The following is a 25,505-nucleotide window of genomic DNA, read 5'->3' as shown; positions in this document are numbered from 1 at the left end:
GGGTGGGGCGTCGGGGTGGTGCCGACGCGGCCCGGGGACGGAGGGGTGCCGCCTACCGCCTTCGCCGGCGATGGCACGGAGCAGGCGGCGATCGGCCCTCGTATCCCGCCCGGACCGCGGACCCACGCGCAGTCCCGGTGCGCTCGGGAGCCCGTCGAGTGCGTGTAGGTAGGCGACAGTCGGCCCCGATGGGTGATTTGCCCTGGTTTCGTGGGCGGGTTACCGCGAGTTTGTCACGGCTAGGCGCATACGGGGCGCCCCCGGGCGGATCGCCGCCTGCTCCGCGACATCGCCGGCGCAGCGGGAGTGCGGCACTCCTGGAGAGCCGATCGGTGCGGCCCCGGGGGCCAATGCTCACAACCACCGTCACCGCAGCCCCACACCCACAACGCCCGCCCCGACACCGCGCCGGTCCGCCTTGCCGGGTCACCCGCCGACCGGGGCGAGCCCCGGTGCAGGTGCATCGGGGTCACGCGCCGAGCTCACCGCACAGACGAGGACGGCCCCGTAGTAGTCGAGGGCCGTCCTCGTGCGCACGGGCCACGGCAACGGTCCGTGGCCGGTAGGCGGCTGGGCTCAGCGCTTGGCCACCAGGACGTGCGCTGCGGTCCGCGTGGGAAGGTGGGCGGCCCGGTGGCCGCTGCCGACCAGCACGCCGCCGGGTGCCGACGTCACGCTCACGAAGGCGCCGGGCCGCACTCCGGCGTGCCGCAGGTTGTGCATCAGCTCGGGGTCGGTCTGGACCGGCTCGCCGATGCGCCGCACGATGGCGCTTGCGCCGTGAGGCCCCGGCTCCAGGGAGTTGAGACCGACCACGCTCTCGTCGGGGAACGGACTCGCGGTGGGCTTCTCTCCCAGCTCCTCCAGGCCCGGGATGGGGTTGCCGTAGGGCGACTGTGTCGGGTGCCGCAGCAGCGTGAGGATGCGGCGTTCGACGGCCTCGCTCATCACATGTTCCCAGCGGCAGGCTTCGGCGTGGACATGTTCCCACTTCAGCCCGATCACGTCGCTGAGCAGGCATTCGGCGAGCCGGTGCTTGCGCATCACGCGGACGGCGATCCGCCGGCCCTCCTCGGTCAGCTCCAGGTGCCGGTCGTCGGCGACGTACAGCAGGCCGTCGCGCTCCATGCGGGCGGCGGTCTGGCTGACGGTGGGGCCGCTCTGGTTCAGGCGCTCGGCGATGCGGGCGCGCAGGGGGGGCCGTGCCTTCCTCCTCGAGTTCAAGGATGGTGCGGAGATACATCTGGGTGGTGTCGATGAGGTGGGACATGCTGGTCGTCAGGCCGGGGTTTCCGCGGTGGCGGTCAGGACCGCGCGGCCGAGGATGTGGCCGGCCGTGGTGAAGCCGAGGAGGGCCGGGGTGGAGTCGGCCGGGACGCCGATGGACGCGACGTCGAGGGCGTGCACCACGACGACGTAGCGGTGCGGGCCGTGGCCGGGTGGCGGGGCGGCGCCGGTGAAGCGGGCCGCGCGGGCGTCGTTGGGCAGTTGGAAGGCGCCCTGGGGCAGGCCCGAGCCGGTGTCGTCGCCGGCGCCCTCGGGCAGCTCGGTGACGGTGGCGGGGATGTCGGCGACCGCCCAGTGCCAGAAGCCGGAGCCGGTGGGGGCGTCGGGGTCGTAGACGGTGACGGCGTAGCTGCGGGTGCCTTCCGGGGCTCCGTTCCAGGACAACTGCGGGGAGAGGTCCTTCCCGCCGGGGATTGCGGAGGCGTGCTGCTCGGGCGGCCAGGCGGCGCCGTCGGCGACGGTGGTGCTGGTCACGGTGAAGGAGGCCGCCTCGGGGAGGCGGGCGAAGGGGTCGTTGCCGCTGGTCATGTCGGTGTGCCGGTCCTTCCGGGCGTCATCGTGCTGCGGTGCGGCGGTCGGCCGCAGTCGGCCGCCGCAGAATCGACTGTAGGCAAGATAATCGATTATTGCTCCCATCGTCTATGCTTCGGGCCATGACCGAGACGGCTCACACCCCGGCCTCACCGGGCAAGCGGATGCTCTCCGAGCAGGTCCACGCGCACTTGCGGGACGCGATCATGCGTGGGGACCACGCCCCCGGCGACGCCCTCAAACCGCAGGACCTCGCCAGGGAACGGGGCGTGAGCCTGGCCGTCGTACGCGAGGCGCTCGTGCGGCTCGTCGGCGAAGGGCTCGCCGACCGGCTGCCCAACCGTGGCTTCGCCGTCCCGGCCTTCTCCGACCGCCGCTGGCAGCAGATCGCCGAGGCCCGCCGCACCATCGAGCCCGTCATGCTGCGCATGTCCATCGAACGCGGCGACGTCGACTGGGAAGCCCGCGTACGCGCCACCCACCACCGCCTGGCCCGCACCCCGGCGTACGCGCCTGAGGAGGGCACGCACTACACCGGCGCGTGGTCCGAAGCCCACCGCGCCTTCCACCGCACCCTGCTGGACGGATGCGGCAACCCCGTCCTGCTGGAGACCTTCGACCGGATGTGGACCGCGAGCGAGTTGGCCCGCCGCTTCGCCGCGCGCCGCGCCCCCGACCGCGACGGCGTCGCTGAGCACCGCCGGCTTGAGGAGGCGGCACTCGCCCGCGACGCCGACACCGCGGCCGAGGTCCTGGCCCGACACCTCACCCAGACCGCGGCCACGCTCACCGGCCCCACCCACCACGAACCCCCGAAGGACGCCTGACGTCCCGCCAACTCGGCCGGACGAGCCGCGGTCTCCGATGAACGCGGCGACGACTGCCCTCAGCCGACCGCCGGTTCCACCGTGCGGGGGCACCCGCCCAACCGGGGCGAGCCCCGACGCGGGCCCCCGTTGGGCCGTACCAGTTGCGTAAGATCCCGGTCCGCGCGCCGATATACCGCTCAGTCGTATGGGCAGGCTGAGTTCCGTCCTGGCTGCGACGCTGAGAACGCGTACGGGGAATCGTCCCCGTACCCCGCTGGGGCGCGTGCAGGCAGAGGTGTAGGGGCGGGGACCGCCGTACCCCCGGTGCGCTAACCGGGGCGGGACGGCGGCGGTCCCCGCGGGGGACGCGGGCCCAGGCCCGCGTCCGGCGACCAGGAGGTCCGGGAGCCGCTCCGGAGGTCCTTGCCGACGTTCTCTACTGTGGCGGAGCCGTGTTAACCCCGTGCTGCGCGGGCGTGACGCTCTCGTACCGTTTGCGGCATCACACGGCCCCGGCAGCCACCCCGGCAACCGCCCCGGTCAGCGCCACTGCGGCTGCCTCAGCGGCACCCCGGAGTCCCCCGATCCCGGGGTCCGTACCGCCAGCACCTGGTTCACGCCGATCCGGTTGCGTTCGAAGGACAGCGCCGAGGCCGCCATGTACAGCCGCCACACCCGCGCCCGCCCCGGCGAGGTCAGCGCCACCGCCTTCGCCCAGCGGGTCTCCAGGTTCGCCACCCAGCGGCGCAGCGTCAGCGCGTAGTGCTCGCGCAGCGCTTGGGCGTCGCGCACCTCGAAGCCTGCCCGCTCCAACTGGTCCACGGTCGTGCTCAGCGGCGACAGCTCCCCGTCGGGGAAGACGTAGGCGTCGATGAACTCGTCGATGGCGTAGTCCTCTTCGTCGGCCAGCGGGCGGCGGGCGATCTGGTGGTTGAGCAGCCGGCCGCCGGGGCGCAGGAGACGGTGGAGTGCGCGGGCGTAATCGCCGTAGCGCTGGGAGCCGACGTGTTCTGCCATGCCGATGGAGGAGATCGCGTCGTACGGGCCGTCGGCCGTCTCGCGGTAGTCCTGTACCCGGATCTCGATGCGGTCGCCGAGCCCGGCGTCGGCCACCCGCTTGCGGGCGTACGCGGCCTGCTCGCCGGAGAGGGTGATGCCGACGGCGCGTACGCCGTACTCGCGCGCCGCGTGCAGCACCATCGAGCCCCAGCCGCAGCCGACGTCGAGCAGCCGGTCGCCTTCTTTGAGGCCGAGCTTGCGGCAGACGAGGTCGAGCTTGGCGGCCTGGGCGGCCTCCAGGGTGCCGCCGGCGTCCCAGTAGCCGCAGGAGTAGATCATGGACGGGCCGAGGACGAGGGAGTAGAAGTCGTTGCCGACGTCGTAGTGGTGGCTGACGGCGGCCTTGTCGCGGCGCAGGGTGTGCAGCGGGCCGCGGGTCTTGTGCCGGCGCACCTCCTCGGGCGGCGGCGGGGGCGGGGGCAGCGGCCGGGCGAGGGCGAGCGCGTCGCGGGCGGCGGCGGCGAGGCGGGCCGGGCGGGGGCGGGGGGTGTCGGGGCCGCGTTCCCAGAGCAGTTCGGCGAGGCGGTCGAGGGCGGTGTACAGGTCGCCCTCGACGTCGAGTTCGCCGGCGACCCAGGCGCGGGCGAGGCCGAGTTCGCCGGGCCGCCACAGGATGCGGCGCAGTGCCCTGCGGTGGCGTACGACGAGGACGGGGGTCCCCTCGGGGCCGGCTTCGGAGCCGTCCCAGGCGCGGATACGGATCGGCAGCGGGCCTCCCAGCAGGTCTTCTGCGAGGGCGGCGAGCCGGGGAGCGGCGTCGTGGGGCATGGCGCACCTCCGTGAGATGGGCAGGTGGTCGACGTGTGTCCGCAGTTGCTGGACTCCACGTAAACACCAAAGCCCACCCCGAGAAGTCCCGTTGCGCTCCGGTACCAACCGAAAAGAGCAGTCAGGCGCCCTGCCCGGCGGACCGGGAGGGCGCCTGAGCGCGGTCGGCCGGGGCCGGCCGGGCGCGCGGCGGGGTGCGCGGCGGGGTGCGCGGCGGGGTGCGCGGCGGGTCAGGAGGCGCGGGCGGCCTCGCGGTTGCGCTCGTCGCTGTTGCGCTCGTCGCGGGTGTCCTCGGCGGGGGGCAGGCCGGCGGCGCCGCGGGCCTGCTCCTGCTCGCGCGTCGCCTCCCGTTCCCGTACGGTCCGGTCGTGCTCCGCCCGTGCGGCGGCGGTGACCGGCGCGGCGGCCTCGTAGAATTCGTCGCGCGGCGACTCCATGGCGCCCAGCGAGACCACCTCGCGCTTGAGGAAGACGCCGAGAGTCCAGTCCGCGAGGACCCGGATCTTGCGGTTGAAGGTCGGCACGGCCGCGCCGTGGTACGCGCGGTGCATGTACCAGGCGAGGCGGCCCTTGAACTTCAGGGTCCGGCCGAACACGCTGACCATCGCGACGCCCTTGTGCAGGCCGAGCCCGGCGACGGCGCCCTTGTTCTTGTGCCGGTACTCGCGCAGCGGGAAGCCGCGCAGCTCCGCCACGACGTTGTCGCCGAGGAGCTTGGCCTGCCGCAGGGCGTGCTGGGCGCTCGGCGGGCACCAGGCGTTCTCGACGCCGGCGTCGCGGGCGGCGAGGTCGGGGATCTGAGCGTTGTCGCCGGCGGCCCAGATGTAGTCCGTGCCCTGGACCTGGAGGGTGGCGGCGGTGTCGACGTGCCCCCGGGGGCCGAGCGGCAGGCCGTACTCCTTCAGCACCGGGTGCGGCTTGACGCCGGCGGTCCACACGACGGTGTTCGAGTCGACCTCCAGGCCGTTCTTCAGCACGACGTGGCCGTCGACGCACGACTCCAGGGAGGTGTTGAGGTAGACCTCGATGCCGCGCTGCTGCAGGTGCTTCAGACCCCACTTGCCGAGCGCCGGGCCGACCTCCGGAAGGATCTTGTCGGCGGCGTCGAGGAGGATGAAGCGCATGTCCTCGCGCTTGATCGAGGGGTAGTACTTGGCGGCGTCACGTGCCAGGTCCTCGATCTCGCCGATGGTCTCGGCGCCGGCGAACCCGCCGCCGACGAAGACGAAGGTGAGGGCCTTCTCCCGGGTGTCGGCGTCGTTGGTGGACTCGGCCTTGTCGAGCTGCTCCAGCACGTGGTTGCGCAGGCCGATCGCCTCTTCGACGCCCTTCATGCCGATGCCGTTCTCGGCGAGGCCGGGTATCGGGAAGGTACGCGAGACGGCGCCGAGCGCGATGATCAGGTAGTCGAACGGCACCTCGTACGGCCCGCCGACGATGGGAGCGACGACCGCCACCTTGCGGTCCTGGTCGATGGAGGTGACCCGGCCGGTGAGCACCTCGGCGCCGGGGAGGACCTGGCGCAGCGGCACCACGACGTGCCGGGGGGAGATGCTGCCGGCGGCCGCCTCGGGGAGGAAGGGCTGGTACGTCATGTACGGGCGCGGGTCGACGACGGTGACCGACGCCTCCCCGTACCGCATCTTCTTCAGGATGCGGCGCGCCGCGTAAAGGCCGACGTAACCGCCGCCTACTACGAGGATCCTGGGACGCTCCGTAGTGCTCATGTTTCCGAGTATCCCCCCGGTACCGGACCCATGCTCGTGAGGGGGTTCACAAGCTCCACCCCCGGTGGTGCTACACTGCGCCGCCGCATCTTTCGCGCTCGACGGGGTGCCCGGGGCGGTTTCTGTCGCCAAGGCGCTGAGCTGCGATTTCGAGGGCGGGGCGCGCAGATGTCACTCTGACGCAAAGCACCCGTCACACCCCACGCGAGGCCCGGGAGTCCAGGATTCGAGCACGGCGGCCAAATCCACCCCCGAAGCATGTGAATATCTTCACGAAGTTCGTTCCGTGGTGTCCGGCACGAGCCGGCCCGTGAAGCCGGCATCGCGCAGGCGCTCGTAGGCTGCGGTCACTTCGTCCGGGATGCGTTGTTCGATCATGAATCCCCTGGGCGGGTAGATCATGAGCCGCTGATGTGCGCCGGCCAGCATGTCGAGCACCAGTCGCGCGTCACCGATGGAGTCGGCGTACCCGGTCAGGCTCATGGGCGCGGACGCGCTGACCCACTCGACTTCGGGCCACTGCTTGCGTGCGGTCGCGTAGGCCCGCCGTTCCTCGTACGGCTTGCTGATCAGCAGAGCGGACGACACGGGGACGTGCTGCTCTTCGAGCAGCGCGCGGGAGAAGCGGATGTTCTCCCCCGTGTTCCGGGCTCGCGGCTCGACGAGGATCGCACCGGCCGGCACCCCCAGTTCCCTCGCCCGCTCGCGGTAGTGCTCAGCCTCCCCGCGCGGCATGCGGTCGCGTGTGGTGCGGCTGGTCGCGCCGCTGAAGACGATCAACGGCACCATGCCGCGGCGATACAGATCAGCGGTTGTGTCCGCGACTCCCAGGTCATGGCTGCCCAGTCCGATCGCCACCGAGCACGGGCGCGGCTCGTGGCCCATCTGCTGGAAGTCCCAGAGCCGTTGAGCGTCGGCCCATGCCTGCACTGAGATCACCTGTTCCCGCCCTCCGCCTCCGCCGAGTCGGGGACCGGTGGGGCCGGGCGGAGTTGGGCCAGGAGGGCTGCGTCGCCGGTGACGGCCAGGCCGCGGGCGCGGGCCTCGGTCGGGTCGATGCGGTGGGCGAGCAGCCCGAAGGCCGCGTCGGGCGGGCCGGTGAGGACGAGGTCGGGCGCGGCGGCCCGGCCCGGTTCCAGGGTGACGCGGCCCGCGGCCGAACGGAGCGTCATGGGCTCGTCGTCGCACCGCACCTCGACGGTCAGCTCCGGGCGGGCCGGGTCGTGGCCCGGGAAGAGGTCGGCGACGGGTAGGGCCAGCCAGTGGCCGCGGAACGCGTCGCCCTCCGCCATGCGGTCCATCAGGGGCGCGGCCCACCCGCCGATGGCGGACACCACCTCGCGCAGGCCCTCGCCCCGCTCGGTGAGCCGGTAGCGGTCGCCGGTCTTGGCCACCAGCCCGTTGCCCTGCATGGTGCGCAGCCGTTCGGAGAGCAGGTTGCTGGCGATGCCCGGGAGTCCGTGGCGCAGTTCGCCGAAGCGGCGCGGGCCGGCCAGGAGTTCCCGGACGATCAGGAGCAGCCAGCGGTCGCCGATGACGTCGAGCCCTCGCGCCAGCGCGCAGTACTGCCCGTAAGACTTCACGGTTCAAGCATAGTCAGTTGCTTACCAACACTTGCTGAGGTTTATTTTTTCAACCATCTAGGGGTAGTGTGGCAGCACGACGTCCGATTCGACCGACAGCAGGAGGCACACCATGCCGATCATCTCCATCGACGGCCCGGCAGGACTGCCGCAGAGCGCCAAGCAGAAGCTGGTCCGGGAGGTGACCCGGGCGGCCGACGAGGCGTACCACGTCCCCGACGTCCGGATCTGGCTGCGCGAAACCGCGGCCGACTGCTACGCCCAGGACGGCGACCTCGGCGCCCGGATCCGCCCCGTCGCCACCCTGGAGGTCCCCGAGCTGTCGAGCACCGATGCCAGGCGCACCCTGGTCGCGCACATCAACGCGGCGCTGGCCGAGGCGTACGCCGGGCTCGCCGACACCGAGAACATCATGGTGTTCCTCAACGGCTACCCGCTGGAGCAGGTCGGCTGGGCGGGCCGGCTGCAGGCGGACGTACCCGAGATGGTCAAGCTCGCCGAGCAGCTCGCGGGCTGAGTCCCCGCCCCGGCGCGCCCACCGCCGGCCTTCCGCACCGGGACCCGGTGCGGAAGGCCGGCGAACGCGATCCCTCGGGGACCGCTCGCGCTCAGGGTCGGCAACCGCCGGGTCGCGTACCAGATCCACGACGGCGAACTCGTGATCCTCGTCGTCAGGGTGGGCGACCGGTGAGACGTCTGCCGCAACAGCTAGTGCCTCGCGCGAAGCCCGGGAACGATCACAGAGCCGGCTGCGCGGCGGAGGCGAAGGCGATGCCGTCGAGGATGTCGTGTTCGCTGACGATCACCTCTGGGGCGCCCGTGCGCTCCAGCACCGACAGCAGGACCAGCGCCCCCGCGGCGATCACGTCGATGCGGCCCGGGTGCATGACCGGGATGGCGGCCCGTTCCGCGTGGGTCGCCTGGAGCAGGGTGCTCGTGATCTCGCGGATCCTGGCCACCGGGATGCGGGCGTGGTGCAGGGCCGCCGTGTCGTACGCGGGGAGGTTCAGGGCGATGCCCGCGACCGTGGTGACCGAGCCGGCGAGGCCCACCAGGGTGGCGGTCTCGCGGAGCGGAACCGCCGCTTCCGCCGTGTCCAGGGCCGCGGTGATGTCGGCCTTCGCCGCCGCGATCTGCTGCGGCGTCGGGGGGTCCGCGAAGTGGTGGCGTTCGGTCAGGCGGACGCAGCCGATGTCCACCGAGCGGGCCGCCTCGACGTGGTCGGCGCCGGCGACGAACTCCGTCGAGCCGCCGCCGATGTCGACCACCAGGTACGGGCCCGGCACCCGGCCGGACAGTTCCTTCGTGGCGCCCGCGAAGGACAGCTCGGCCTCCTCGTCGCCGGTGATGACCTCCGGGCGGACCCCGAGCAGCTCCTCCACGCCGCGGACGAAGTCCGCGCGGTTCTCGGCGTCGCGGGAGGCCGACGTGGCGACGAACCGGGTACGCACCGCGCCCAGGCGCTCGATGATCTCCGCGTACCGGCGGCATGCCGCGAAGGTGCGCTCCAGCGCTTCCGGCGCCAGCCGGCCCGTACGGTCCACGCCCTGGCCCAGCCGGACGATCTCCATCCGGCGGTCCAGGTCCTTCAGTTCGCCGGAGGCCGCGTCGACGTCCGCGACCAGCAGGCGAATCGAGTTCGTGCCGCAGTCCACGGCTGCCACCCGGGTCATGCGCCGTCCTCCCCTGACTCCTCTGACTCCTCTGACTCCTCTGACTCTCCTGGCCTGCTCACGCACGGGCCCTTCGCCCACCACTCCGGCAGCATCGCCAGCGCCTCGTCCCCCAGCGGGTTCACCCCCGGCCCCGCCGCCAGCGCGTGCGCGACGAGCACGTGCAGGCACTTCACCCGGTCCGGCATCCCGCCCGCGCTCGGGAAGCCGGGCAGCTCGGCGATCGCGTCGCGGCGGGCGACGTAGTCCTCATGCGCCGCGCGGTACGCCGCCGCCAGCTCGGGTTCCGCCGCCAGCCGGGCCGTCATCTCCTTCATCACGCCGTCCGCCTCCAGCGTGCCGATCGCGGAGTTCGCGCGCGGGCACGTCAGGTAGTACAGCGTCGGGAACGGCGTGCCGTCGGGCAGCCGCGGGGACGTCTCCACGACGTCCGGGTTGCCGCACGGGCAGCGGTGGGCCACGGCGCGCAGGCCGCGCGGGGCGCGGCCCAACTCCGCGGCCACGACGGCGGCGTCCGCCTCGGTGGCGGGGGTGTGCCCGGTGGGCGGCGGGGGCTTGTCCATCTCTCCTCTTCAGCCGGCGGCCGGTATTCGACGGCAGGCGGCGGTCAGCGGTCAGCGGTCGGCGGTCGCGTACGTACGCGCCTCAGCGCCGGCCGTCCGCGGCGTCCAGGCCGTCCCACAGGTTCTCGTACCACGGCCTGTCCGCCGCCTCCCCCGCGTCGCCGGAGCGGGCGGAGCCGGTGCCGTCGCGCATCAGGTAGCCGGTCTCGCCGGGCAGCACGTAGTGCAGGTGCTCGCGGGCCTGCCGGCGCACGTACTCCGGGTCCTGCCAGCGCGCCTTCTCGTCCCGCAGCTCCGCCACCCGCCGCTCGGCCTGCGCCTTCTCCCGCTCCAGCTCGTCGATCTCGGCGCGCTGGGCGACGTACTGGCGCAGCGGGTACGCGAGCGCCACCACCAGCGAGCAGACGACGAGCGCGAGCAGCGCCGCCCGCCCCGTCAGCCGGCTGCGCCGCGGCGGACGCGCGCGGTAGACGCGCTCGGAGACCCGGCTGACGGCCTGCTCGCCGAGCAGCTTGAGCCGGGTGGTGGTGGAGAAGCGCTCCCTGGCCATGTGCGTTCGCGTCCTCCTCCCCGGCTCCCCGGGCGGCGTGCGGTGGTCGGCCCCGGTCGCACCCTACGCGGTGCGGCCGGGGCCGGGCGGGTCCGACGCCGATGCCGTACGGGCGGGCTGTCGTACGCCGTACGGGGCGGGTCAGCCGTTCTTGAAGCGGGGGAAGGCGCTGCGGCCCGCGTACTCGGCGGCGTCGTCGAGGATCTCCTCGATGCGCAGCAACTGGTTGTACTTGGCGACCCGCTCGGAGCGGGCCGGGGCGCCGGTCTTGATCTGGCCGCAGTTCGTGGCGACGGCCAGGTCGGCGATGGTGACGTCCTCGGTCTCGCCGGAGCGGTGGGACATCATGCAGGTGAAGCTGTTGCGCTGGGCCAGCTCGACGGCGTCCAGGGTCTCGGTGAGCGAGCCGATCTGGTTGACCTTGACCAGCAGCGCGTTCGCCGCGTTCTCGTCGATGCCGCGCTGCAGCCGCTCGGGGTTGGTGACGAAGAGGTCGTCGCCGACGATCTGGACCTTGTCGCCGAGCCGCCCGGTCAGCACGTGCCAGCCGGCCCAGTCGTCCTCGAACAGCGGGTCCTCGATGGACACCAGCGGGTAGTCGGTGACGAGCTGCTCGTAGTACTCGGTCATCTCGGCGGCGGAGCGGTCCTTGCCCTCGAAGACGTAGACGCCGTCCTTGTAGAACTCCGAGGCGGCGACGTCGAGCGCGAGGGCGACGTCCTGGCCGGCGGTGTAGCCGGCCTTCTGGATCGCCTCGACGATGAGGTCCAGCGCGGCCCGGTTGGAGTCGAGGTTCGGCGCGAAGCCGCCCTCGTCGCCGAGGCCGGTGGACAGGCCGCGCTCCTTGAGGACGGCCTTGAGCTGGTGGTAGATCTCCGCGCCGCACCGTACGGCCTCGGAGAACGACTCGGCGCCGATCGGCGCGATCATGAACTCCTGGATGTCGACGTTGGAGTCCGCGTGGCTGCCGCCGTTGAGGATGTTCATCATCGGCACCGGCAGGACGTGCGCGTTGGGACCGCCGAGGTAGCGGAACAGCGGCAGGTCGGAGGCTTCGGAGGCGGCGTGCGCGACGGCGAGCGAGACGCCGAGGATGGCGTTGGCGCCGAGGGACGACTTGTCGGGGGTGGCGTCGAGGTCGAACATCGCCTGGTCGATGAGGCGCTGCTCGGTGGCGTCGTAGCCGACGAGCTCGGGGCCGATCTGCTCGATGACGGCGAGCACGGCCTTTTCCACGCCCTTCCCGCCGTAGCGGGCCTTGTCCCCGTCGCGGAGCTCCAGGGCCTCGAAGGCGCCGGTGGAGGCGCCGGACGGCACGGCAGCACGGCCGGTGCTGCCGTCGTCGAGGCCGACCTCGACCTCGACCGTGGGGTTGCCGCGGGAGTCGAGAATCTCTCGGGCTACGACGACGTCGATGGACGGCACGGTGTCTCCTTCGGAGGGATTCGCTTTCGCTACGTGTTCCGCCCTGAGCCTAGCCGCCCCGGGTGACACCCCCGGTGCGCACCCGGCCGCATTCCGCGGTACGAGACGGTACGAGCCGGTACGAGCCGGTACGAGGCCGTACGGCCCGGGAGCCGCGCGGGGCGGCCGGCCGGGTTGCGGTACGGCGCGGTCGCCCCGGCCCGCGCACCGGACGGGCCGGGACGACCGCGGCGCAGGGCGGCGGCGTACGGGGCGGCGGGGGGCCGCGCCAACGGGGCGCGGGCGGGCCCACGGGCCGTCCGCCCCCGGGTACGGCGCGGCCCGCCCGCGCGCGCCGGGCTAGTCCAGCTTCAGCTTCTGGCCCGGCTGGATCAGGTCCGGGTCCTCGCCGACGACCGACCTGTTGTCCTCGTACACCTGCTGCCAGCTCTCCGCACCGTGCCGCCGGGCGATGTCGTCCAGGGTGTCGCCCTCGCGGACCTCGTAGTAGAAGCCGCGGAAGACCGTGCGGGAGTCCGGCTGCGTCTGCTCGCCGGTGCCGCGGCCCTCCGTGCCCTGCGGCGCCGCTTCCTGCGCCTGCGGTCCGGTCTCCGGCAGGGGCTGCGGCAGGGTCTGCGGCCGGCTCTCCTGCGGCGCCGCCGCGCCGTCGGCGGTCAGGCCCGCGCGCGGGCCGCAGTTGGGCCACGCGCCCGGACCCTGCATGGCCAGCAGCCGCTCGGCGGCGGCGATCTGCTGCTCCTTCGTCGCCAGGTCGGCGCGCGGGGCGTAGTCGAGGCCACCGGCGGCTTCCCAGCTCGACTGGGAGAACTGGACGCCGCCGAAATAGCCGTTCCCGGTATTCGTCGCCCAGTTCTTTCCGGACTCGCAGGCGGCCACCCGTTCCCAGGTATCGATCGGCGCCGCGGTGGCGTTTTGGGCGCCGAGCACCGGCAGCCCGATCGCGGTTCCGGTGGCGCCCACGAGAACGGCCATGCGGGAGTGCGTGCCAACGCGGGCCTGTGCGGCGGGGCGGCGGTGCTTACCCGTTCCGTCAGGAAGCAGCATGATGCTCTTTTCTCACCGACGCCTGCGAGGTGAGCTGTCGGGTGCGGGCTGTGAGTGCCCGGCCGTACGTCGAGCGTGCGGCTTGACCCCAAGCCGCCCGGTCCGCCTTCTCGTTGGACCGGAGCGGCGCTTACCGTGGGTCCCCCGCTCCTGTCAGCGGTGCTTCAATGCACAGGTGGCCCGGGTGAACGCCGACAGGATTCGGCGTGAGGCGATCACCGGGGCTCGCGTTGGCGAGCGATGTGACGGTAAGCACATAGGCGTGTGCGATTCAAAGACCTCGCAAAGTGCCGCGCCCGGTTTTCCGTCCTTCAGGTAGCCCGGTCAGCCGATTACGTCAAATATGACTAATCTGCGCCGACTTCACCCGCCAGTTGTTCAGTTCCCGCTCAATTCGAGTTCCTGACCAGGCTTGATGTTGTCGGGATCCGCACCGAGGGAGTTCTTGTTTCCGTCGTACAATTCCGACCATCCGCCTGTCAGTGCATGCTCACTGGCAATTTCCGAGAGGGTGTCACCCGGTCGGACGGTATAACTCCGGTCGCCCGCCGCGGTGTCGCCGCTTTCCCGGTCACCGTCGCGCTTTTCCACCTCGCCGGGGATCTCGGCGATCCACTCGCGGCCGGGGTCGGGCACCTCGGTCGCGTCGGGCCCCTGGGTGGCGCCGGGGGTCTCGACGGCCTCGCGCGGGGCCTCGGGGATGCCGGGCGAGAGCGGGGTGTCGGACGGGGAAGGGGACGCGGAGGCGTCCGGGGCGCGGTGCCGGCCGGAGGCGTCGGAGGCTTCGGAGTCCCCGCCGGTCCATTCGCCGGAGCCGCCGTCGCGCTCGGCGGGGTCCTGGGTGCCGCGGTGCTTGCCGCCGCCCTCGGCGGACCGCCCGGTGTCGCGGTCGTCCCCGTCCTCGCGGCTGTCCTCGCGGTCCGTACGCCCGTCCTCGTCCCTGTCCTCGCGCTGGGAGCCGTCCGAAGCGCCCGGCTCGGGGGCGAGGGTGGGCGGCGTGGAGGGCGGCAGCGGCAACTCGGCGCCGGGGTCGACCTCCGGCACCGCGTCGTCGCCGGGCAGCCCGGCGTCGTCGGCGCACTCCGGCCACGCCTTGTCGGCGCCCATGCCGGCAAGGATGCGTTCGGCGACGGTGATCTGCTGCGCCCGGCTGGCGAAGTCGGGCTGCGCGGCGAACTCCTCGCCCCCGTACTCCTGCCACATGTCCATCGTCAACTGCAGGCCGCCGTAGTACCCGTTGCCCTCGTCGGCGCTCCACAGGCCGCCGCTCTCGCACTCGGCGACCCGGTCCCACGTGCCGGCGTCGGCGGCGCTCGCGCCGCTCGCGCCCAGCAGCGGCAGGGCGAGTGCCCCTGTCGCACCGGCCGCGACGACGAACGCGGGGGCCTGGCGGGGACGTCGGTGGCGTCCGTTACCCGAGCGCATGCGAGTGCCTTTCGTTCCCGGTGTGTTCGAACCAGTGGCCGAACCTAATACCGAACCGCCCACGATCACAAGTTGATCGCCTGAGAGTTACGCGCAGATCACAGTGAACTGCCGAAGCGCACCGGCAGGGTCCGAAGACCGCGCATGATGAGCCCGCCGCGCCACCGCAATTCGGACGTCTCGACGGCGAGCCGCAGGTCGGGAAGGCGGCGCAGCAAGGTACCCAGGGCGGTCTGCGCCTCCAGGCGGGCGAGGGGGGCGCCGAGGCAGTAGTGGATGCCGTGGCCGTAGCCGACGTGCTGATTGTCACGGCGGGAAAGGTCCAGGGTGTCGGGGCCGGCGAAGCGGGCGGGGTCGCGGTCGGCGGCGGCCAGCACGACGAGCACGGGGTCGCCCACGGCGACGCGCTGCCCGCCGATCTCCAGCGGCTCGGTGGCGAACCGCCACGTCGCCATCTCCACCGGGCCGTCGTAGCGCAGCAGTTCCTCCACCGCGGAGGGCAGCAGCGCGGGCTCGGCGGCCAGCCGGGCGCGCTCGGCGGGGTGGGTGAGCAGGGCGTACGTGCCGTTGCCGATCAGGTTGACGGTGGTCTCGAAGCCGGCGAACAGCAGGATGAACGCCATGGCGGCGGCCTCGTTCTCCGTCAGCTTCTCGCCCTCGTCGGAGGCGCGGATGAGGCCGGAGATCAGGTCGTCGTCGGCGCGGTCGCCGTGCCCGAGGGCCGCGCGCTTCCTGTGGATCAGCTCGGCGAGGTACGCGCGCATCTTCTTCACGGCGCGGGCGACGCCGCCGCGGGTGCTCTTGCCCTGGTTCCGGGGGTCCGGGGGGCGCCCCCCGGGCTGATGCAGCATCACCCCTGCCCAGTCGCGGAAGTCGTCCTGGTCCTCGGCGGGGACGCCGAGGAGGTCGCAGATGGCGTAGATGGGGAGCGGGAAGGCGAACTCGTGGATGAGGTCGGCCTCGCCGCGGTCCGCGAAGCCGTCGATGAGGCGGTCGGTGAGCTCCTGCACGCGCGGCGCGAACGCGGCGACGCGGCGGGGCGTGAACGCCTTGGAGACCAGCCGGCGCAGCCGGGTGTGGTCGGGCGGGTCGATGTTGAGCAGGTGGGTCATGAGGCCGGCGCTGCGCTCGCCGGGGATGCCGGTCTTGTCGCTGTGGTGGTGCGCGGGGTTCTTGGACAGCCGGGGGTCGGCGAGGGCCTGGCGGGCGTCGGCGTAGCGGGTGACGAGCCAGGCGTCGACGCCGCTGGGCACGGTGGTGCGGTGGACGGGGGCGTGGGTACGGAGCCAGGCGTACGCGGGATAGGGGTCGGCGGCGAAGTCCCCGCTGAAGAGGGCGGGTCGCGGACCGCTGCCCGCGTCGGGACCGGACACGTCAGCGACCACCGGAGGGGCGGCGGGAAGCGCTCCCGGGGGCGCCGCCCGACGGGCTGCCGGGAGCGCCGCTGGTCCCGTCGGCCCCGGTGGTTCCGCCTCCGGCGGGGCGGTACGGATCACGTACGGCGCCCGCGGCGCCCGGCGTAGCAGCGTCGCCGCGGACGGCCGTCCCGGCGGCGTCAGGACTGCCGGCGCTGCCGTTCGCAGCGGGTGGCGGTGCTACGGATCCCGCCGGCCCGCCCGCACCGTCAGCACCCGTCGGCCCGTCCCCGCGGGACTCCGCGGCGCCCGCGGCATCCGAGCCCGGCTCCGCGCCGTATGCGGCGGGCGGCGGCGCCGAGCCCGCCGGACCGTCGGCGCCGCCCGCGCGGGGCTCCGCGGCGCCCGTAGCGGACTCTGTGCCCCTCGCGGCGCCCGGCGCGGCAGCGTCACCGCCGGATGCGGACGGTTCGGCGCCGTGGGAGCCGGGGGTTGATGCCTCGGCGGTCGCCTTCTCGGCAGCGCGGATCGCCTCGCGGTACGCGCGTGCCGCCGACCGCAGCGCCGCCTCCGGGTCGACCCCCTGCGCCTCCGCCCGCAGGGCCACCGCGAGCAGTTCCGCGCCGAGACGGGCCGCGGGCTCGCCCGCCGCCGGCGGCGCCGCGCCGCGGTCGCCCGGCGCGGCGGCGCCGGCGTCGTCCTCGGCACCGCCCGGCCCGCCCGCTGCCGTACCGCCGGACCCCAGACCGGTCCGCGGACCGCCGGCCTCGTCCGGCCCCCCGCCGTGCTCCCGCACACCGGGCTCCGCCGCCCCGGGCGCCGCCACGTGCAGGCCCGCCGTGCGGGCGCGGCCCGCGAGCTTTGCGACCAGCGACAGCGCCGGCTGAGCCAGCGGGACGCCCTCCGTGACCGACGTGCGGCGCTTTTCTATGGCCTTCTCGCGCAGCCAGTGCTCCCTGACGTCCGCCGGGGTCTCGGCCACCGCGTCGCCGAAGACGTGCGGATGGCGCCGTACCAGCTTCTCCACCAGGGTGCCCGCCACGTCGTCGACGGAGAACGGCTCCTCGGTGTCGTCCTCGGCGATCCTGGCCTGGAAGACGACCTGCAGCAGCACGTCCCCCAGCTCCTCGCGGACCGCCTGCCTGTCCCCCGCCTCGATCTCCTCGACGAGCTCGTACACCTCTTCCAGGCTGTGCTTGACCAGCCCTTCGCTCGTCTGCCCGCTGCTCCAGGGGCACTCGCGCCGGATCCGGTCCATCACCTGGACCACGTCGATCAGCCGCGCCCCCGGCACGTCGTACGACCCGGGCAGCAGCTCCAGCGACGGCATCTCCACCCGCCCCGAGCCCGCCAGCCGCGCCAGGTCGTCCGTCAGCCGGGGCTCGCCGTCCGCGCCGGCGACCACGACGACGGTCGCGCCCGCGGCGCAGGCGTCGACGAGTTCGTAGGCGTCGGGCTCGGCGGTCTCCACCTCGACGCCCGCCTCGCGCAGGTACGGCAGCTGAGGATGCGCGGCGTCGGCGCACAGCACGCGGTCGGCGCCGCGCAGCGCCTCCCACGCGGGCCAGGACAGCAGCCCCGGGGCGATGCGGTGGGTGGTGGTCAGCAGGACGAGTCGGCCGGTCACGTCCCCGACCGTAACCGACGCCACCGACAGCCCGGCACCGGCCGCCCCGCACCGGCCGCCCTGCACCGGCCGCCGCCGGGCGGCCGTCCCCCGGCCGCGCGACCCGGCTACTGCTGGGGGAGCAGGCCGCCCTCCGCGGGGGCGGCGGCCTGCTTGATCCACGGGGTGTCGGCCTGCAGCAGCTCCCCCTGCTGGTCCTCCCACTTGCCGTACCGCGGGCTGACCTCGATGTCCAGGTCCTCCGACGCCTCGACCATCACTTCACTGAGCCGCGCCGCGCCCTCCGGCGTCTGCGGGTCGACACCCAGCTCCTCGACGAGCCCTTGCAGCAGGTTCTGCTGCTCGTAGTACTCGTCGAGCCCGTCGGGACCGATGTTGTATCGCTGCACGTACCACGCTGCGAGTTCCTTCTCGCCGCCCGCCGCCTCCACCTCGGCCTGGCGCACCTGCTGGACCTCGCCGCGGTCGACCGTCACGCCGTAGTTCTCCGCGGCCCGCTCCGTGATCCGCCCGCGGAGCATCGACTTCAGCGTGATCTCGCTGAGGTTGGCCGACTGGGCGATCATCTCCTCGGCCTGGTCGCTGTCGTTCTGCACGTCCCGTACGTCCTCGACGCGGTTCTGCAACTGCGAGACGGTGATGCGCTCGTCGTCGCCGAGCACGGCCGCGGCTCCCGCGCGGGGTTCGGTGCCGCACGAGCTGAGCAGCGGCACGGCCGCGACGAGCGCGGCGGTGGTTACGGCGAGCGCGATCCTGCGCATGGCTGCCTCCTGGGCGGCTTTCCTGCGGCGGCGTGCCACTTCGTGATACGGATCACGATCTTATGCAAGGGGCGCCCGGCGCCACCACTGCTAAGGCATGACTTGTCTGTTCGGCCGTCATTCATGTTCCGTACACCGCGGCACAAGAAGGTTCGGCAGTGACCGTATCCGACGTGCCGGTGCAGCCGGCAGCCGCCTCCGTCTCACCGCCCCCGCACACCGCCGCCGCACCGCCCGCCGCACCGCCCTCCCGGCCGCGCGGCGGCCACCGTTACGACGTGGACGTGATCCGGCTGCTGTGCGCCTGCGGCGTCATCCTGGGGCACACCGGCTCGGAGTTCATCGACGCCGTCGGCCGCCGGGAGGCGAACGGCGCCGCCGCGTACTGGGCGGGCATGACGGCCGACGCGCTCAGCCGGTTCGCCGTCCCCATGTACTTCGCGATCGCCGGCTGGGCCGTCCTCGCCGGCGCCCCGCCGCGCGACGGGTGGCGCCTGGCGCAGCGCATGGTGCGCATCGTCGTCCCCATGGCCGTGTGGACGGTCCTCTATCTGCTGTGGGGCAGGTGGCAGGAGACAAATGAGGACCCCCTGCGGGACCTCGCCGTGGACGCGGCGTTCGGGACCGTACGCCCCGCGTACCACCTCTGGTACCTGTACGCCTACGTCCCCGTCGTCCTCCTCCTCGGCTTCGTCGTCCTGCTGCGCGCCGGCCGGCGCCCGTGGTGGCTCGGCGCGGTGCTCCTCGGCTTCGCGCTCGGCCCCGGCCTGCTGGCCGACGCCGGCCGGGCCACGGGCTGGGGCACGCCGTCATTCGGCTGGGGGTTCGGCGTCTACTCGCTCGTGTACGCGGCCGGGGGCGCCCTGCTGTTCTCGCTGCGCCCGCGGAGCGGGCGGGGCGTACGCGCGCTGTGGCTGGGTGCAGCGACGGCGGCGATGCTGGGCGTCCTCGTCTACCAGACGCAGGTCAGCTACGTGATCCCCAACGCCCATGTGCTGGTCGCGGTCTTCACAGGCGCGGTGCTGCTGGCGCTGACCCGGGTGCGGGTGCGCGAGCGGTGGCGCCCGCACCTGAAGCGCGTCGCGGGGGCGGCGTTCGGGGCGTACCTGGTGCACCTGATGGTGATCAGGACCCTGGCGGAGCCGCTGGTGTCGGCCGACCTGGGCGGGGCGGAGGCGGTGGCGCTGACGGCGGGGATCTGGGCGGCGAGCGTGGTGCTGTCCTTCGGCGCGGCGCTGCTGTGGCAACGGCTGGGCCTGCGGCGGCTGCTGGGGTAGGGCGGGCTCGCGGGAGGCGGCGCGCGGGCCGGGTGGCGCGTGCCGGTGCGGGCCTTCTCCTGCCCGTACGCACCCGCCCCTACGGCTTCGTCAGCGCCCTGCGCACCTTCCCCAGCGCCCTGCGGGCCTGCGGGACCCGGCCGAGGTTGCCGCCCGGCAGCCGCAGCGCCGTCAGCCGCTTGCCCTTGAAGTACGGGCGCGTGGCGGCGTCCAGGTGCACCGCCAGCCACTCCTGCGCACGCGCGCGCAGCCGCGGGTGGTTGTCGGCCTGCATGCAGTACCCCACCGCCGTGAGCAGCCCGGCGAGTTGGGCGGTGTCCCGCGCCGGGCGGTCCGGCCCGCCCAGCTCCGGCACGATCGAGTCCACGAGGGTGACAGGGATCCGGTTGCTGTTCTGGTACGGGGTCAGCCGCTCCAGTAGCGTGTCCGTGCCGACCCGGGCGACGGGGATGCCGTACAGGGTCGCCGCGGTGAGCATCGCCGTGGAGAAGCAGCCGACGACCAGCCGCGGGCGCAGCGTGCCGTACAGCGCCTCCGCGAGCATCGGCTCTTCCTGCACCGTCAGCGTGACGCCCGCGTCCGCGGCGGCCTTCTGCAGCACCGTGGAGTAGCGCGCGGGGGCCGTGGGGTGGGGCTTGAAGAGGACCGCGCGGTGGCCGGCCGCGGCGGCGCCGCGCAGCATCCGCTCGTGCAGCGCCTCCTCCTCGGCCTGGCTGAGGATGTTGAGCGCGGCGAGGTACTGGCCGAGGAGTACGGCGGTGGGCGCGCCGTCGCCGTCCGCGGGCAACGCGGGCGTCGCGGCGGTCACTTCGTCGAGCACCGCGCGGAACGCCCCGTTCGGCACCACCTCCGCCGGCACCCCGTACTCGGTGAGCAGCAGCGGTTCAAGGCCCGGCACGAGGTCCAGGTGCAGCAGCCGCTGCACCCGGCAGGCCACGTGCTGCGGCAGCCGCTCGCGGGTCGGGCCGTAGCTCATCAGCCCGTCCGCGTACACGTGCACGCCGGCGTCGGCGAAGATCGCGACAAGCGCCTTGGCGGGCGGCGCGGTCACCGACTCGACCACCAGGTCCAGCGGCCCGTCGCCGAGGTCCCAGGCGCGGCGCAGCAGCCGCTGCAGCAGCGGCGCGTCGCCGCCCTTGGGGTGCCAGGCGGCGGGGTGGTGCGGGCGGATCTCGTGGTTGTAGTCCAGCACCTCGTCGAAGCGGGCGGAGACCTGCGTCCAGCCGTGCATCTCCGCGATCCGGGTCGCGGTCTCGGGTACGGGCGCGTTGTTGGCGACGAGCAGGATGCGGCGGGCCGCGGCGCGCGGCCCGAACCGCCCGGCATCCAGCGCCGCGGCGAGCGTCGCCGCCCCGTACAGCGTGGAGACTTCGAAGATCTGGGTGCGGTGCTCGTGCACGGCTCAGGCGACCCTTTCCGGCTTTCCCGTCCTGTCCTGCCTGTCCTGCTTCTCCGTACCGCCCGGCTTCCCGGGCTTTCCCCGCCCCGACGCGCGCAGTTGGCGCAGCATGCGCGCGCGCTGGTCGTCCATGCCGCGCAGGGTCTCCTCCAGCACGTCCTGCGGCATGCGGCGCAGCGCCTCGGCCGAGGCGCGCTCCAGCCGTCTGGCCAGACCGGGCTCCAGGCGCTCGGAGTTGCCGCGGTGGAAGGCGATGAGGGCGCAGTAGGTGCGTACCGCCTTGGGCAGGAAGCGGTCTGCCTCGGGGTCGGCGAGGACGGCGTCGAGCATCGCGTCGTGCGCGGGGATGAAGTCGAGCTGGCGGTCGTCGCTGATCTGCGTGAGGGAGGTCTTGACGCCGCGCCGGTAGAAGACGCCGAGCAGGCCGGTGACCGCGAAGGTCTCGGCGGTCAGGTGCAGCGTCCAGGTCCACAGCCGGTCCTCGGCGGTGCGCAGGTCGGCGGCGAAGCGCCGGGCGCCGTCCTGGAACAGCCGGCGGTGGTATATCCCGGCCCAGACGAAGGGGTAGTCGACCATCGTTTCGAGATGGGCCTGGCCGATGCCGTCGCGGGCCGCGAGGATCGTGTCGCGGCGGCGGGCGGGGGCGCGGCGCACGACGCGGTCGCGGCCGTTGGACTGTACGTGGTCGGTGCGGACGAAGTCCGTGCCGTACCGGTCCATGGCGGCGACGAGGTCGTCCAGGTAGCCGGGCGCGTACCAGTCGTCGCCGTCGAGGAACGTCAGATAGTCGCCTTCGGCGGCGTCGATGCCGCTGTTGCGGGCGCGGGCGATGCCCTGGTTGGTCTCGTGCCGGATCACCCGCGCACCGGGCAGCGTCCGCGCGGCGCTGTCGACTATCTGCGCGGTGGCGTCCGTCGAGCAGTCGTCGACGAGGATGAACTCCCGGTCGGAACGGGCGTTGCGGGCCAGGCTGCGCAGGGTGTCCTGGGCGAAGTCCTGCACGTTGTGGAGGGGCACGATGACCGACAGTTTGGGCACTTCGCAAGGCTAAACGCGCGCCCGTGCACGCGGTTGCCGCCGAAGAGTCCAGCGGGTGAACACTCGGTGCCCGCCCTGCGAACGTGTGCCGTTCCTCCGGCTTCGTACGGGGACGCCGTCCGGCGGGTACGGGGCCCGCTCACGCCCCGCGCCGCCGCTGCGGCGGCACGCCGCGGCTCACGGCGGTCTCCCGCTCCATGCGCGAGAGCTTCTCGGGGTTGCGCACGAAGTACACGCCGGTGACGTAGCCGCCCTCGACCCGCATCGACAGCACGCAGTCGATCTCCCCGCCGTCGCGCAGGAGCAGCCCCGCACCGCCGTTGACCCGCGTCACCTCGACCGAGCGGGGTCCGAGGCGCTTCCACAGCCCGGCGCTCAGCAGGGCGGCCAGGCTGGCGAACCCCACGACCGGCCGGGTCAGGGCGCGCCTGACGCCCCCGCCGTCGCTGAGGGCGACGACGTCCGGGGCCAGGATGTCGAGCAGGCGCTGGATGTCGCCGGTCTCCACCGCCCGCGCGAAGGCGTCGAGCGCGGCCCGGGTCTCCGCCGGGGAGGCGGTGCCGCGCGGCCGGCGCGCGGCGACGTGCGCCCGCGCCCGGTAGGCGGTCTGGCGCACCGCGCCCGGGGTCTTGCCGACGGCTTCCGCGATCTCGTCGTAGGACAGGTCGAAGACCTCGCGCAGGACGAACACCGCCCGCTCGACGGGCGCGAGCGTCTCCAGCACCAGCAGCATCGCCATCGACACGCTGTCGGCCAGTTCGACGTCCTCGGCGACGTCGGGTGCGGTCAGCAGCGGCTCGGGCAGCCACGGCCCGACGTAGGACTCCTTGCGCCGGCTGAGGGCGCGCAGGCGGTCCAGTGCCTGCCGGGTGACGATCCGTACGAGGTACGAGCGCTCGTCCCGCACGGTCGCCAGATCGACGCCGATCCACCGCAGCCAGCTCTCCTGCAGGACGTCCTCCGCGTCGGCGGCCGACCCGAGCATCTCGTAGGCGACGGTGAACAGCAGGTTGCGATGGGTGACGAACAGCTCGGTCGCCCGGTCCTCGGCACGGCCGGGGCGCTCGTCCGTGGCCGTCGTCCGTCCGCCGTGCCCGCTCATGCCCGACCCCTGTCTGTCCGGTTCCGCATCACCCACTAGACGCCGCTCACCGCCGTTTTGTCACACCGCGGGCGGTGACCCTCGTCACCCTCCGCGCGCTGTGACAGAACCCGGGGCGCCGGCGTCTGGTGACCGTCAGGACGCCGCGCCCTCAGCGGGCGCGGCGGACACCACCGCGAGCGAGGACGGACTCATGGAAAGCACGAAGGCGCAGGCCCCGGCGGCGGATACGCGCCGCTGGGCCGCGCTGTTCTTCATCGGACTGGGGCAGCTTCTGATCGTTCTGGACCTGACGGTCATGAACATCGCGCTGCCGTCGCTCCAGCGGGATCTGGAGATCTCCGACGGCGACCGGCAGTGGATCATCACCGCGTACACGCTGGCCTTCGGCAGCCTGCTGCTCCTCGGCGGCCGGATCGCCGACTACACCGGCCGCAAGCGGGCCTTCCTCATCGGGCTCCTCGGCTTCGCCGCGGCCTCCGCGCTCGGCGGCGCGGCGGACGGCTTCGCGGTGCTGCTGAGCGCCCGCGCCCTGCAGGGCGGGTTCGCCGCGCTGCTCGGCCCGGCCGCGCTGTCGCTGGTGAGCGTCACCTTCACCGAACCCGGGGAACGCGCCAAGGCGTTCGGGGTCTGGGGCGCCATCACCGCCGCGGGCGGCGCGCTCGGCCTGCTGGCCGGCGGCGCGCTGACCGACTATCTGGACTGGCGCTGGTGCCTGTACGTCAGCGTCCCGGTCGCCCTGGTCGCGGCCGTCGGCGGGCGGGCGATGCTGACCGAGTCGCGGAGCGGGGAGCGGGCCCGCTTCGACATCCCCGGCGTGCTGCTGGTGACCGGCGGGCTGGTCGCGCTCGTGTACGGCACGAGCCAGGCGGAGGCCGACGGCTGGCGCTCGATGACCGTCCTCGGCCCGCTGGCCGGCGGCGCGCTGCTGCTCGCCGCGTTCGCCGTCGTCGAGAGCCGGGTGGCCCAGCCGATGCTGCCGCCGCGCCTGGTCGCCGACCGGACCCGCGGCGGCGCCTGCCTGAGCGTGGGCCTGGCCGCGGTCGCCATGCTCGGGGCGTTCCTGTTCATGACGTACTACCTGCAGGTCGTCAAGGGATACTCGCCGGTCAGGACGGGCGTGGCCTTCCTCCCGATGACCGTGGTGGTCCTCGTCTCGGCCGGCGGGATCGCCTCCCGGCTGCTGCCCAGGGTCCCGCCGCGGGTGCTGATCGTGCCGGGCATGCTGCTGATCGCCTCCGGGATGCTGTGGCTGCGCACCATGGAGACCGGCACCGCCTACGCCCGCGGCGTGCTGGTCGCGGGACTCCTGCTCGGCTTCGGGGTGGGCCTGATCATGCCGGTGGCGTTCAACTACGCCACCCACGGGGCCGACCAGCGCGACGCGGGCATCGCCTCGGCGACCGTCAACACCGCCCAGCAGGTCAGCAGTTCGGTCGGCACCGCGCTGCTCAACACCATCGCCGCCAGCGCGACCGCGGACTACGCGGCCGACCACGCCGGCGCGCGGGGCGGGAGCCCGGCGTTCGCGAAGGAGGCGATGCTGGAGGGATTCGCGACGTCCGCCACCTGGGCGGCGGGGATCCTCCTGACGGGCGCGCTGATCGTCGCCTTCCTGATGAACACCCCGCGCCCGGCCCCGCCGCGGCCGGCGGACCCGGCCGCCGCGGAGGCCGGATCCGACCGCCTGATGAAGCGCGTTCACCCGTCACGATGACGGCGGCGCAGCGCGGTGCCTGCGGGCAGGCACCCGCTCCATGCGGGTCCAGCCCTTCCAGCCCCTCTCCTCCAGGATCGCCAGGAGTCGCCTGGCGCCCGGTGAGGAGTTGGCCGCGGTGGAGTCCAGCAGGTCGACGAACTGGTCGTCGAAGCCGTCGACGCCCGTCTCGCCGGCCTCCTCGGCGTCGGTCATCAGGCGCTCCAGGATGTCGGCGATCGCGACCACCCGCGCCTCGTCGACCGGCCAGTCGAGTGCCCCGCTGAGGAGGCTGTAGAGCTGCACCATGGCGGGGTTGTCCAGTTCCTCGTGCTTCTTGGCGATCACGGCGTCGATCACGTGCGGCACCTGGGCGGCGATCATGATCCAGGCATCCCGCTCCATCTCGATGTACCACTCCTCGACGCCGAGACCGCGCAGCCGGTCGAGGAAGTCCACCACGCTCTGCGGGAGCGCCAGGTGCTCTCCGGCGGCGAGCCGGGCGAGCCGGCGGCGGCTGTCCTGGAGCCGGCGGATCTCGGCACGCAGATCCTTGTCGATCTCCCGGACGCCGCCGGCGAACTCCTCCGGGCCGGCGTCGAGGAGTTCCTGCACCCTGGCCAGCGGCACGCCGGCATCGGCCAGGGTGCGGATCCGGATCAGCCGCACGACCGCGGCGGCGTCGTAGGTCCGGTACCCGGACCGGTCGCGCTCGGGCTCGGCCAGCAGCCCGATCTTGTGGTAGTGGCGCACCGCCCGTACCGTCACCCCGGCGTACGCCGCCAACTGGCTGATGGTGAGCATGG

21 protein-coding genes, 3 pseudogenes and 1 riboswitch are annotated in these 25,505 nt (G+C 73.4%); of the genes and pseudogenes, 5 read left to right on the top strand and 19 right to left on the bottom strand.

Features of this window, described 5'->3' with window-relative positions; translation table 11 throughout:
* Positions 1 to 576: 576 nt before the first annotated feature.
* Together B124_RS17965 and B124_RS17960 are read right to left on the bottom strand one after the other, a co-directional pair.
* A pseudogene (locus tag B124_RS17965) lies at positions 577 to 1,270 on the bottom strand (iron-dependent transcriptional repressor DtxR).
* A gap of 8 nt (positions 1,271 to 1,278) precedes the next feature.
* The gene (locus tag B124_RS17960) at positions 1,279 to 1,815 is read right to left on the bottom strand and encodes a YbhB/YbcL family Raf kinase inhibitor-like protein (protein WP_496503873.1); all 537 of its coding nucleotides are present in this window, start codon (positions 1,813 to 1,815) and stop codon (positions 1,279 to 1,281) included.
* Between the two features lie 125 nt (positions 1,816 to 1,940).
* Here B124_RS17960 and B124_RS17955 point away from each other — a divergent pair, with 125 nt between their 5' ends.
* Positions 1,941 to 2,645, top strand: coding sequence for a GntR family transcriptional regulator (locus B124_RS17955; protein ID WP_496503872.1), 705 nt, complete (start codon positions 1,941 to 1,943; stop codon positions 2,643 to 2,645).
* Between the two features lie 522 nt (positions 2,646 to 3,167).
* On the opposite strand, the gene B124_RS17950 is transcribed toward B124_RS17955, so the two are convergent.
* The 4 genes from B124_RS17950 to B124_RS17935 form a co-directional block, all read right to left on the bottom strand.
* Positions 3,168 to 4,454, bottom strand: a complete 1,287-nt coding sequence (locus tag B124_RS17950; RefSeq protein ID WP_496503871.1) for a class I SAM-dependent methyltransferase — start codon at positions 4,452 to 4,454, stop codon at positions 3,168 to 3,170.
* 230 nt (positions 4,455 to 4,684) lie between these two features.
* The gene (locus B124_RS17945; RefSeq protein WP_496503870.1) at positions 4,685 to 6,181 is read right to left on the bottom strand and encodes an NAD(P)/FAD-dependent oxidoreductase; all 1,497 of its coding nucleotides are present in this window, start codon (positions 6,179 to 6,181) and stop codon (positions 4,685 to 4,687) included.
* A gap of 270 nt (positions 6,182 to 6,451) precedes the next feature.
* A complete protein-coding gene (locus B124_RS17940; protein WP_496503869.1) occupies positions 6,452 to 7,120 on the bottom strand; it encodes a YdcF family protein in 669 nt (222 codons plus the stop codon).
* Positions 7,117 to 7,764: a winged helix-turn-helix transcriptional regulator gene (locus tag B124_RS17935; RefSeq protein ID WP_496503868.1), complete on the bottom strand. Its 648-nt coding sequence runs from the start codon at positions 7,762 to 7,764 to the stop codon at positions 7,117 to 7,119. Before B124_RS17935 ends, B124_RS17940 begins: the two co-directional genes overlap by 4 nt.
* A 112-nt stretch (positions 7,765 to 7,876) precedes the next feature.
* Between B124_RS17935 and B124_RS17930 the strand changes: the two genes are divergently transcribed.
* Both B124_RS17930 and B124_RS17925 read left to right on the top strand, forming a co-directional pair.
* On the top strand, positions 7,877 to 8,281 hold the full coding sequence (locus B124_RS17930) for a tautomerase family protein (RefSeq protein ID WP_496503867.1): 405 nt from the start codon (positions 7,877 to 7,879) through the stop codon (positions 8,279 to 8,281).
* Positions 8,282 to 8,299: 18 nt separating this feature from the next.
* Positions 8,300 to 8,455, top strand: a pseudogene (locus tag B124_RS17925) (type II toxin-antitoxin system RelE family toxin); the annotation flags it as partial.
* Between the two features lie 46 nt (positions 8,456 to 8,501).
* Here B124_RS17925 and B124_RS17920 read toward each other — a convergent pair.
* The 9 genes and pseudogenes from B124_RS17920 to B124_RS17880 form a co-directional block, all read right to left on the bottom strand.
* Positions 8,502 to 9,437: a Ppx/GppA phosphatase family protein gene (locus B124_RS17920; protein ID WP_496503866.1), complete on the bottom strand. Its 936-nt coding sequence runs from the start codon at positions 9,435 to 9,437 to the stop codon at positions 8,502 to 8,504.
* Positions 9,434 to 10,000 carry a DUF501 domain-containing protein gene (locus B124_RS17915; RefSeq protein WP_496503865.1) on the bottom strand — a complete coding sequence of 189 codons (567 nt, stop codon included), beginning with the start codon at positions 9,998 to 10,000 and terminating at the stop codon, positions 9,434 to 9,436. The genes B124_RS17920 and B124_RS17915 overlap by 4 nt, the downstream gene beginning before the upstream one ends.
* Positions 10,001 to 10,082: 82 nt before the next feature.
* Complete coding sequence (locus tag B124_RS17910; RefSeq protein ID WP_496503864.1) at positions 10,083 to 10,550, bottom strand: FtsB family cell division protein; 468 nt, start codon at positions 10,548 to 10,550, stop codon at positions 10,083 to 10,085.
* Between the two features lie 141 nt (positions 10,551 to 10,691).
* Positions 10,692 to 11,975 (bottom strand): phosphopyruvate hydratase, encoded by a 1,284-nt coding sequence (gene eno / locus B124_RS17905; protein WP_496503863.1) that lies wholly within the window; start codon positions 11,973 to 11,975, stop codon positions 10,692 to 10,694.
* A 339-nt stretch (positions 11,976 to 12,314) separates the two neighbouring features.
* The gene (locus B124_RS17900) at positions 12,315 to 12,947 is read right to left on the bottom strand and encodes a transglycosylase family protein (protein WP_496503862.1); all 633 of its coding nucleotides are present in this window, start codon (positions 12,945 to 12,947) and stop codon (positions 12,315 to 12,317) included.
* Between the two features lie 76 nt (positions 12,948 to 13,023).
* Positions 13,024 to 13,188: riboswitch (cyclic di-AMP (ydaO/yuaA leader) on the bottom strand.
* Positions 13,189 to 13,397: 209 nt separating this feature from the next.
* The gene (locus B124_RS17895) at positions 13,398 to 14,444 is read right to left on the bottom strand and encodes a transglycosylase family protein (RefSeq protein WP_496503861.1); all 1,047 of its coding nucleotides are present in this window, start codon (positions 14,442 to 14,444) and stop codon (positions 13,398 to 13,400) included.
* 98 nt (positions 14,445 to 14,542) lie between these two features.
* Positions 14,543 to 15,817: a cytochrome P450 family protein gene (locus B124_RS17890; RefSeq protein ID WP_496503860.1), complete on the bottom strand. Its 1,275-nt coding sequence runs from the start codon at positions 15,815 to 15,817 to the stop codon at positions 14,543 to 14,545.
* Positions 15,818 to 16,304: 487 nt separating this feature from the next.
* A pseudogene (locus B124_RS17885) lies at positions 16,305 to 17,426 on the bottom strand (nucleoside triphosphate pyrophosphohydrolase); the annotation flags it as partial.
* A 107-nt stretch (positions 17,427 to 17,533) separates the two neighbouring features.
* Positions 17,534 to 18,187, bottom strand: a complete 654-nt coding sequence (locus tag B124_RS17880; RefSeq protein WP_496503859.1) for a SurA N-terminal domain-containing protein — start codon at positions 18,185 to 18,187, stop codon at positions 17,534 to 17,536.
* A 179-nt stretch (positions 18,188 to 18,366) separates the two neighbouring features.
* On the opposite strand from B124_RS17880, the gene B124_RS17875 reads away from it, so the two are divergent.
* Complete coding sequence (locus B124_RS17875) at positions 18,367 to 19,464, top strand: acyltransferase (RefSeq protein ID WP_496503915.1); 1,098 nt, start codon at positions 18,367 to 18,369, stop codon at positions 19,462 to 19,464.
* Between the two features lie 79 nt (positions 19,465 to 19,543).
* On the opposite strand, the gene B124_RS17870 is transcribed toward B124_RS17875, so the two are convergent.
* The 3 genes from B124_RS17870 to B124_RS17860 all read right to left on the bottom strand — a co-directional run bounded on the left by B124_RS17870 (position 19,544) and on the right by B124_RS17860 (position 23,003).
* Positions 19,544 to 20,863 carry a polysialyltransferase family glycosyltransferase gene (locus tag B124_RS17870; RefSeq protein WP_496503858.1) on the bottom strand — a complete coding sequence of 440 codons (1,320 nt, stop codon included), beginning with the start codon at positions 20,861 to 20,863 and terminating at the stop codon, positions 19,544 to 19,546.
* Positions 20,864 to 20,866: 3 nt separating this feature from the next.
* A complete protein-coding gene (locus tag B124_RS17865) occupies positions 20,867 to 21,901 on the bottom strand; it encodes a glycosyltransferase family 2 protein (RefSeq protein WP_496503857.1) in 1,035 nt (344 codons plus the stop codon).
* Positions 21,902 to 22,040: 139 nt separating this feature from the next.
* Positions 22,041 to 23,003: an RNA polymerase sigma-70 factor gene (locus B124_RS17860; protein ID WP_496503856.1), complete on the bottom strand. Its 963-nt coding sequence runs from the start codon at positions 23,001 to 23,003 to the stop codon at positions 22,041 to 22,043.
* 193 nt (positions 23,004 to 23,196) lie between these two features.
* Here B124_RS17860 and B124_RS17855 point away from each other — a divergent pair, with 193 nt between their 5' ends.
* Positions 23,197 to 24,720: an MFS transporter gene (locus B124_RS17855; RefSeq protein WP_496503855.1), complete on the top strand. Its 1,524-nt coding sequence runs from the start codon at positions 23,197 to 23,199 to the stop codon at positions 24,718 to 24,720.
* Here the strand turns inward: B124_RS17855 and B124_RS17850 are convergent.
* Positions 24,712 to 25,503, bottom strand: a complete 792-nt coding sequence (locus B124_RS17850; protein ID WP_496503854.1) for a MerR family transcriptional regulator — start codon at positions 25,501 to 25,503, stop codon at positions 24,712 to 24,714. The genes B124_RS17855 and B124_RS17850 overlap by 9 nt on opposite strands.
* Between the last annotated feature and the right edge of the window lie 2 nt (positions 25,504 to 25,505).

This window comes from Streptomyces sp. CNP082, from assembly GCF_059570535.1.
The sequence above is the reverse complement of the archived record's forward strand: the minus strand, read 5'-3'. Positions and strand labels throughout refer to the sequence as shown.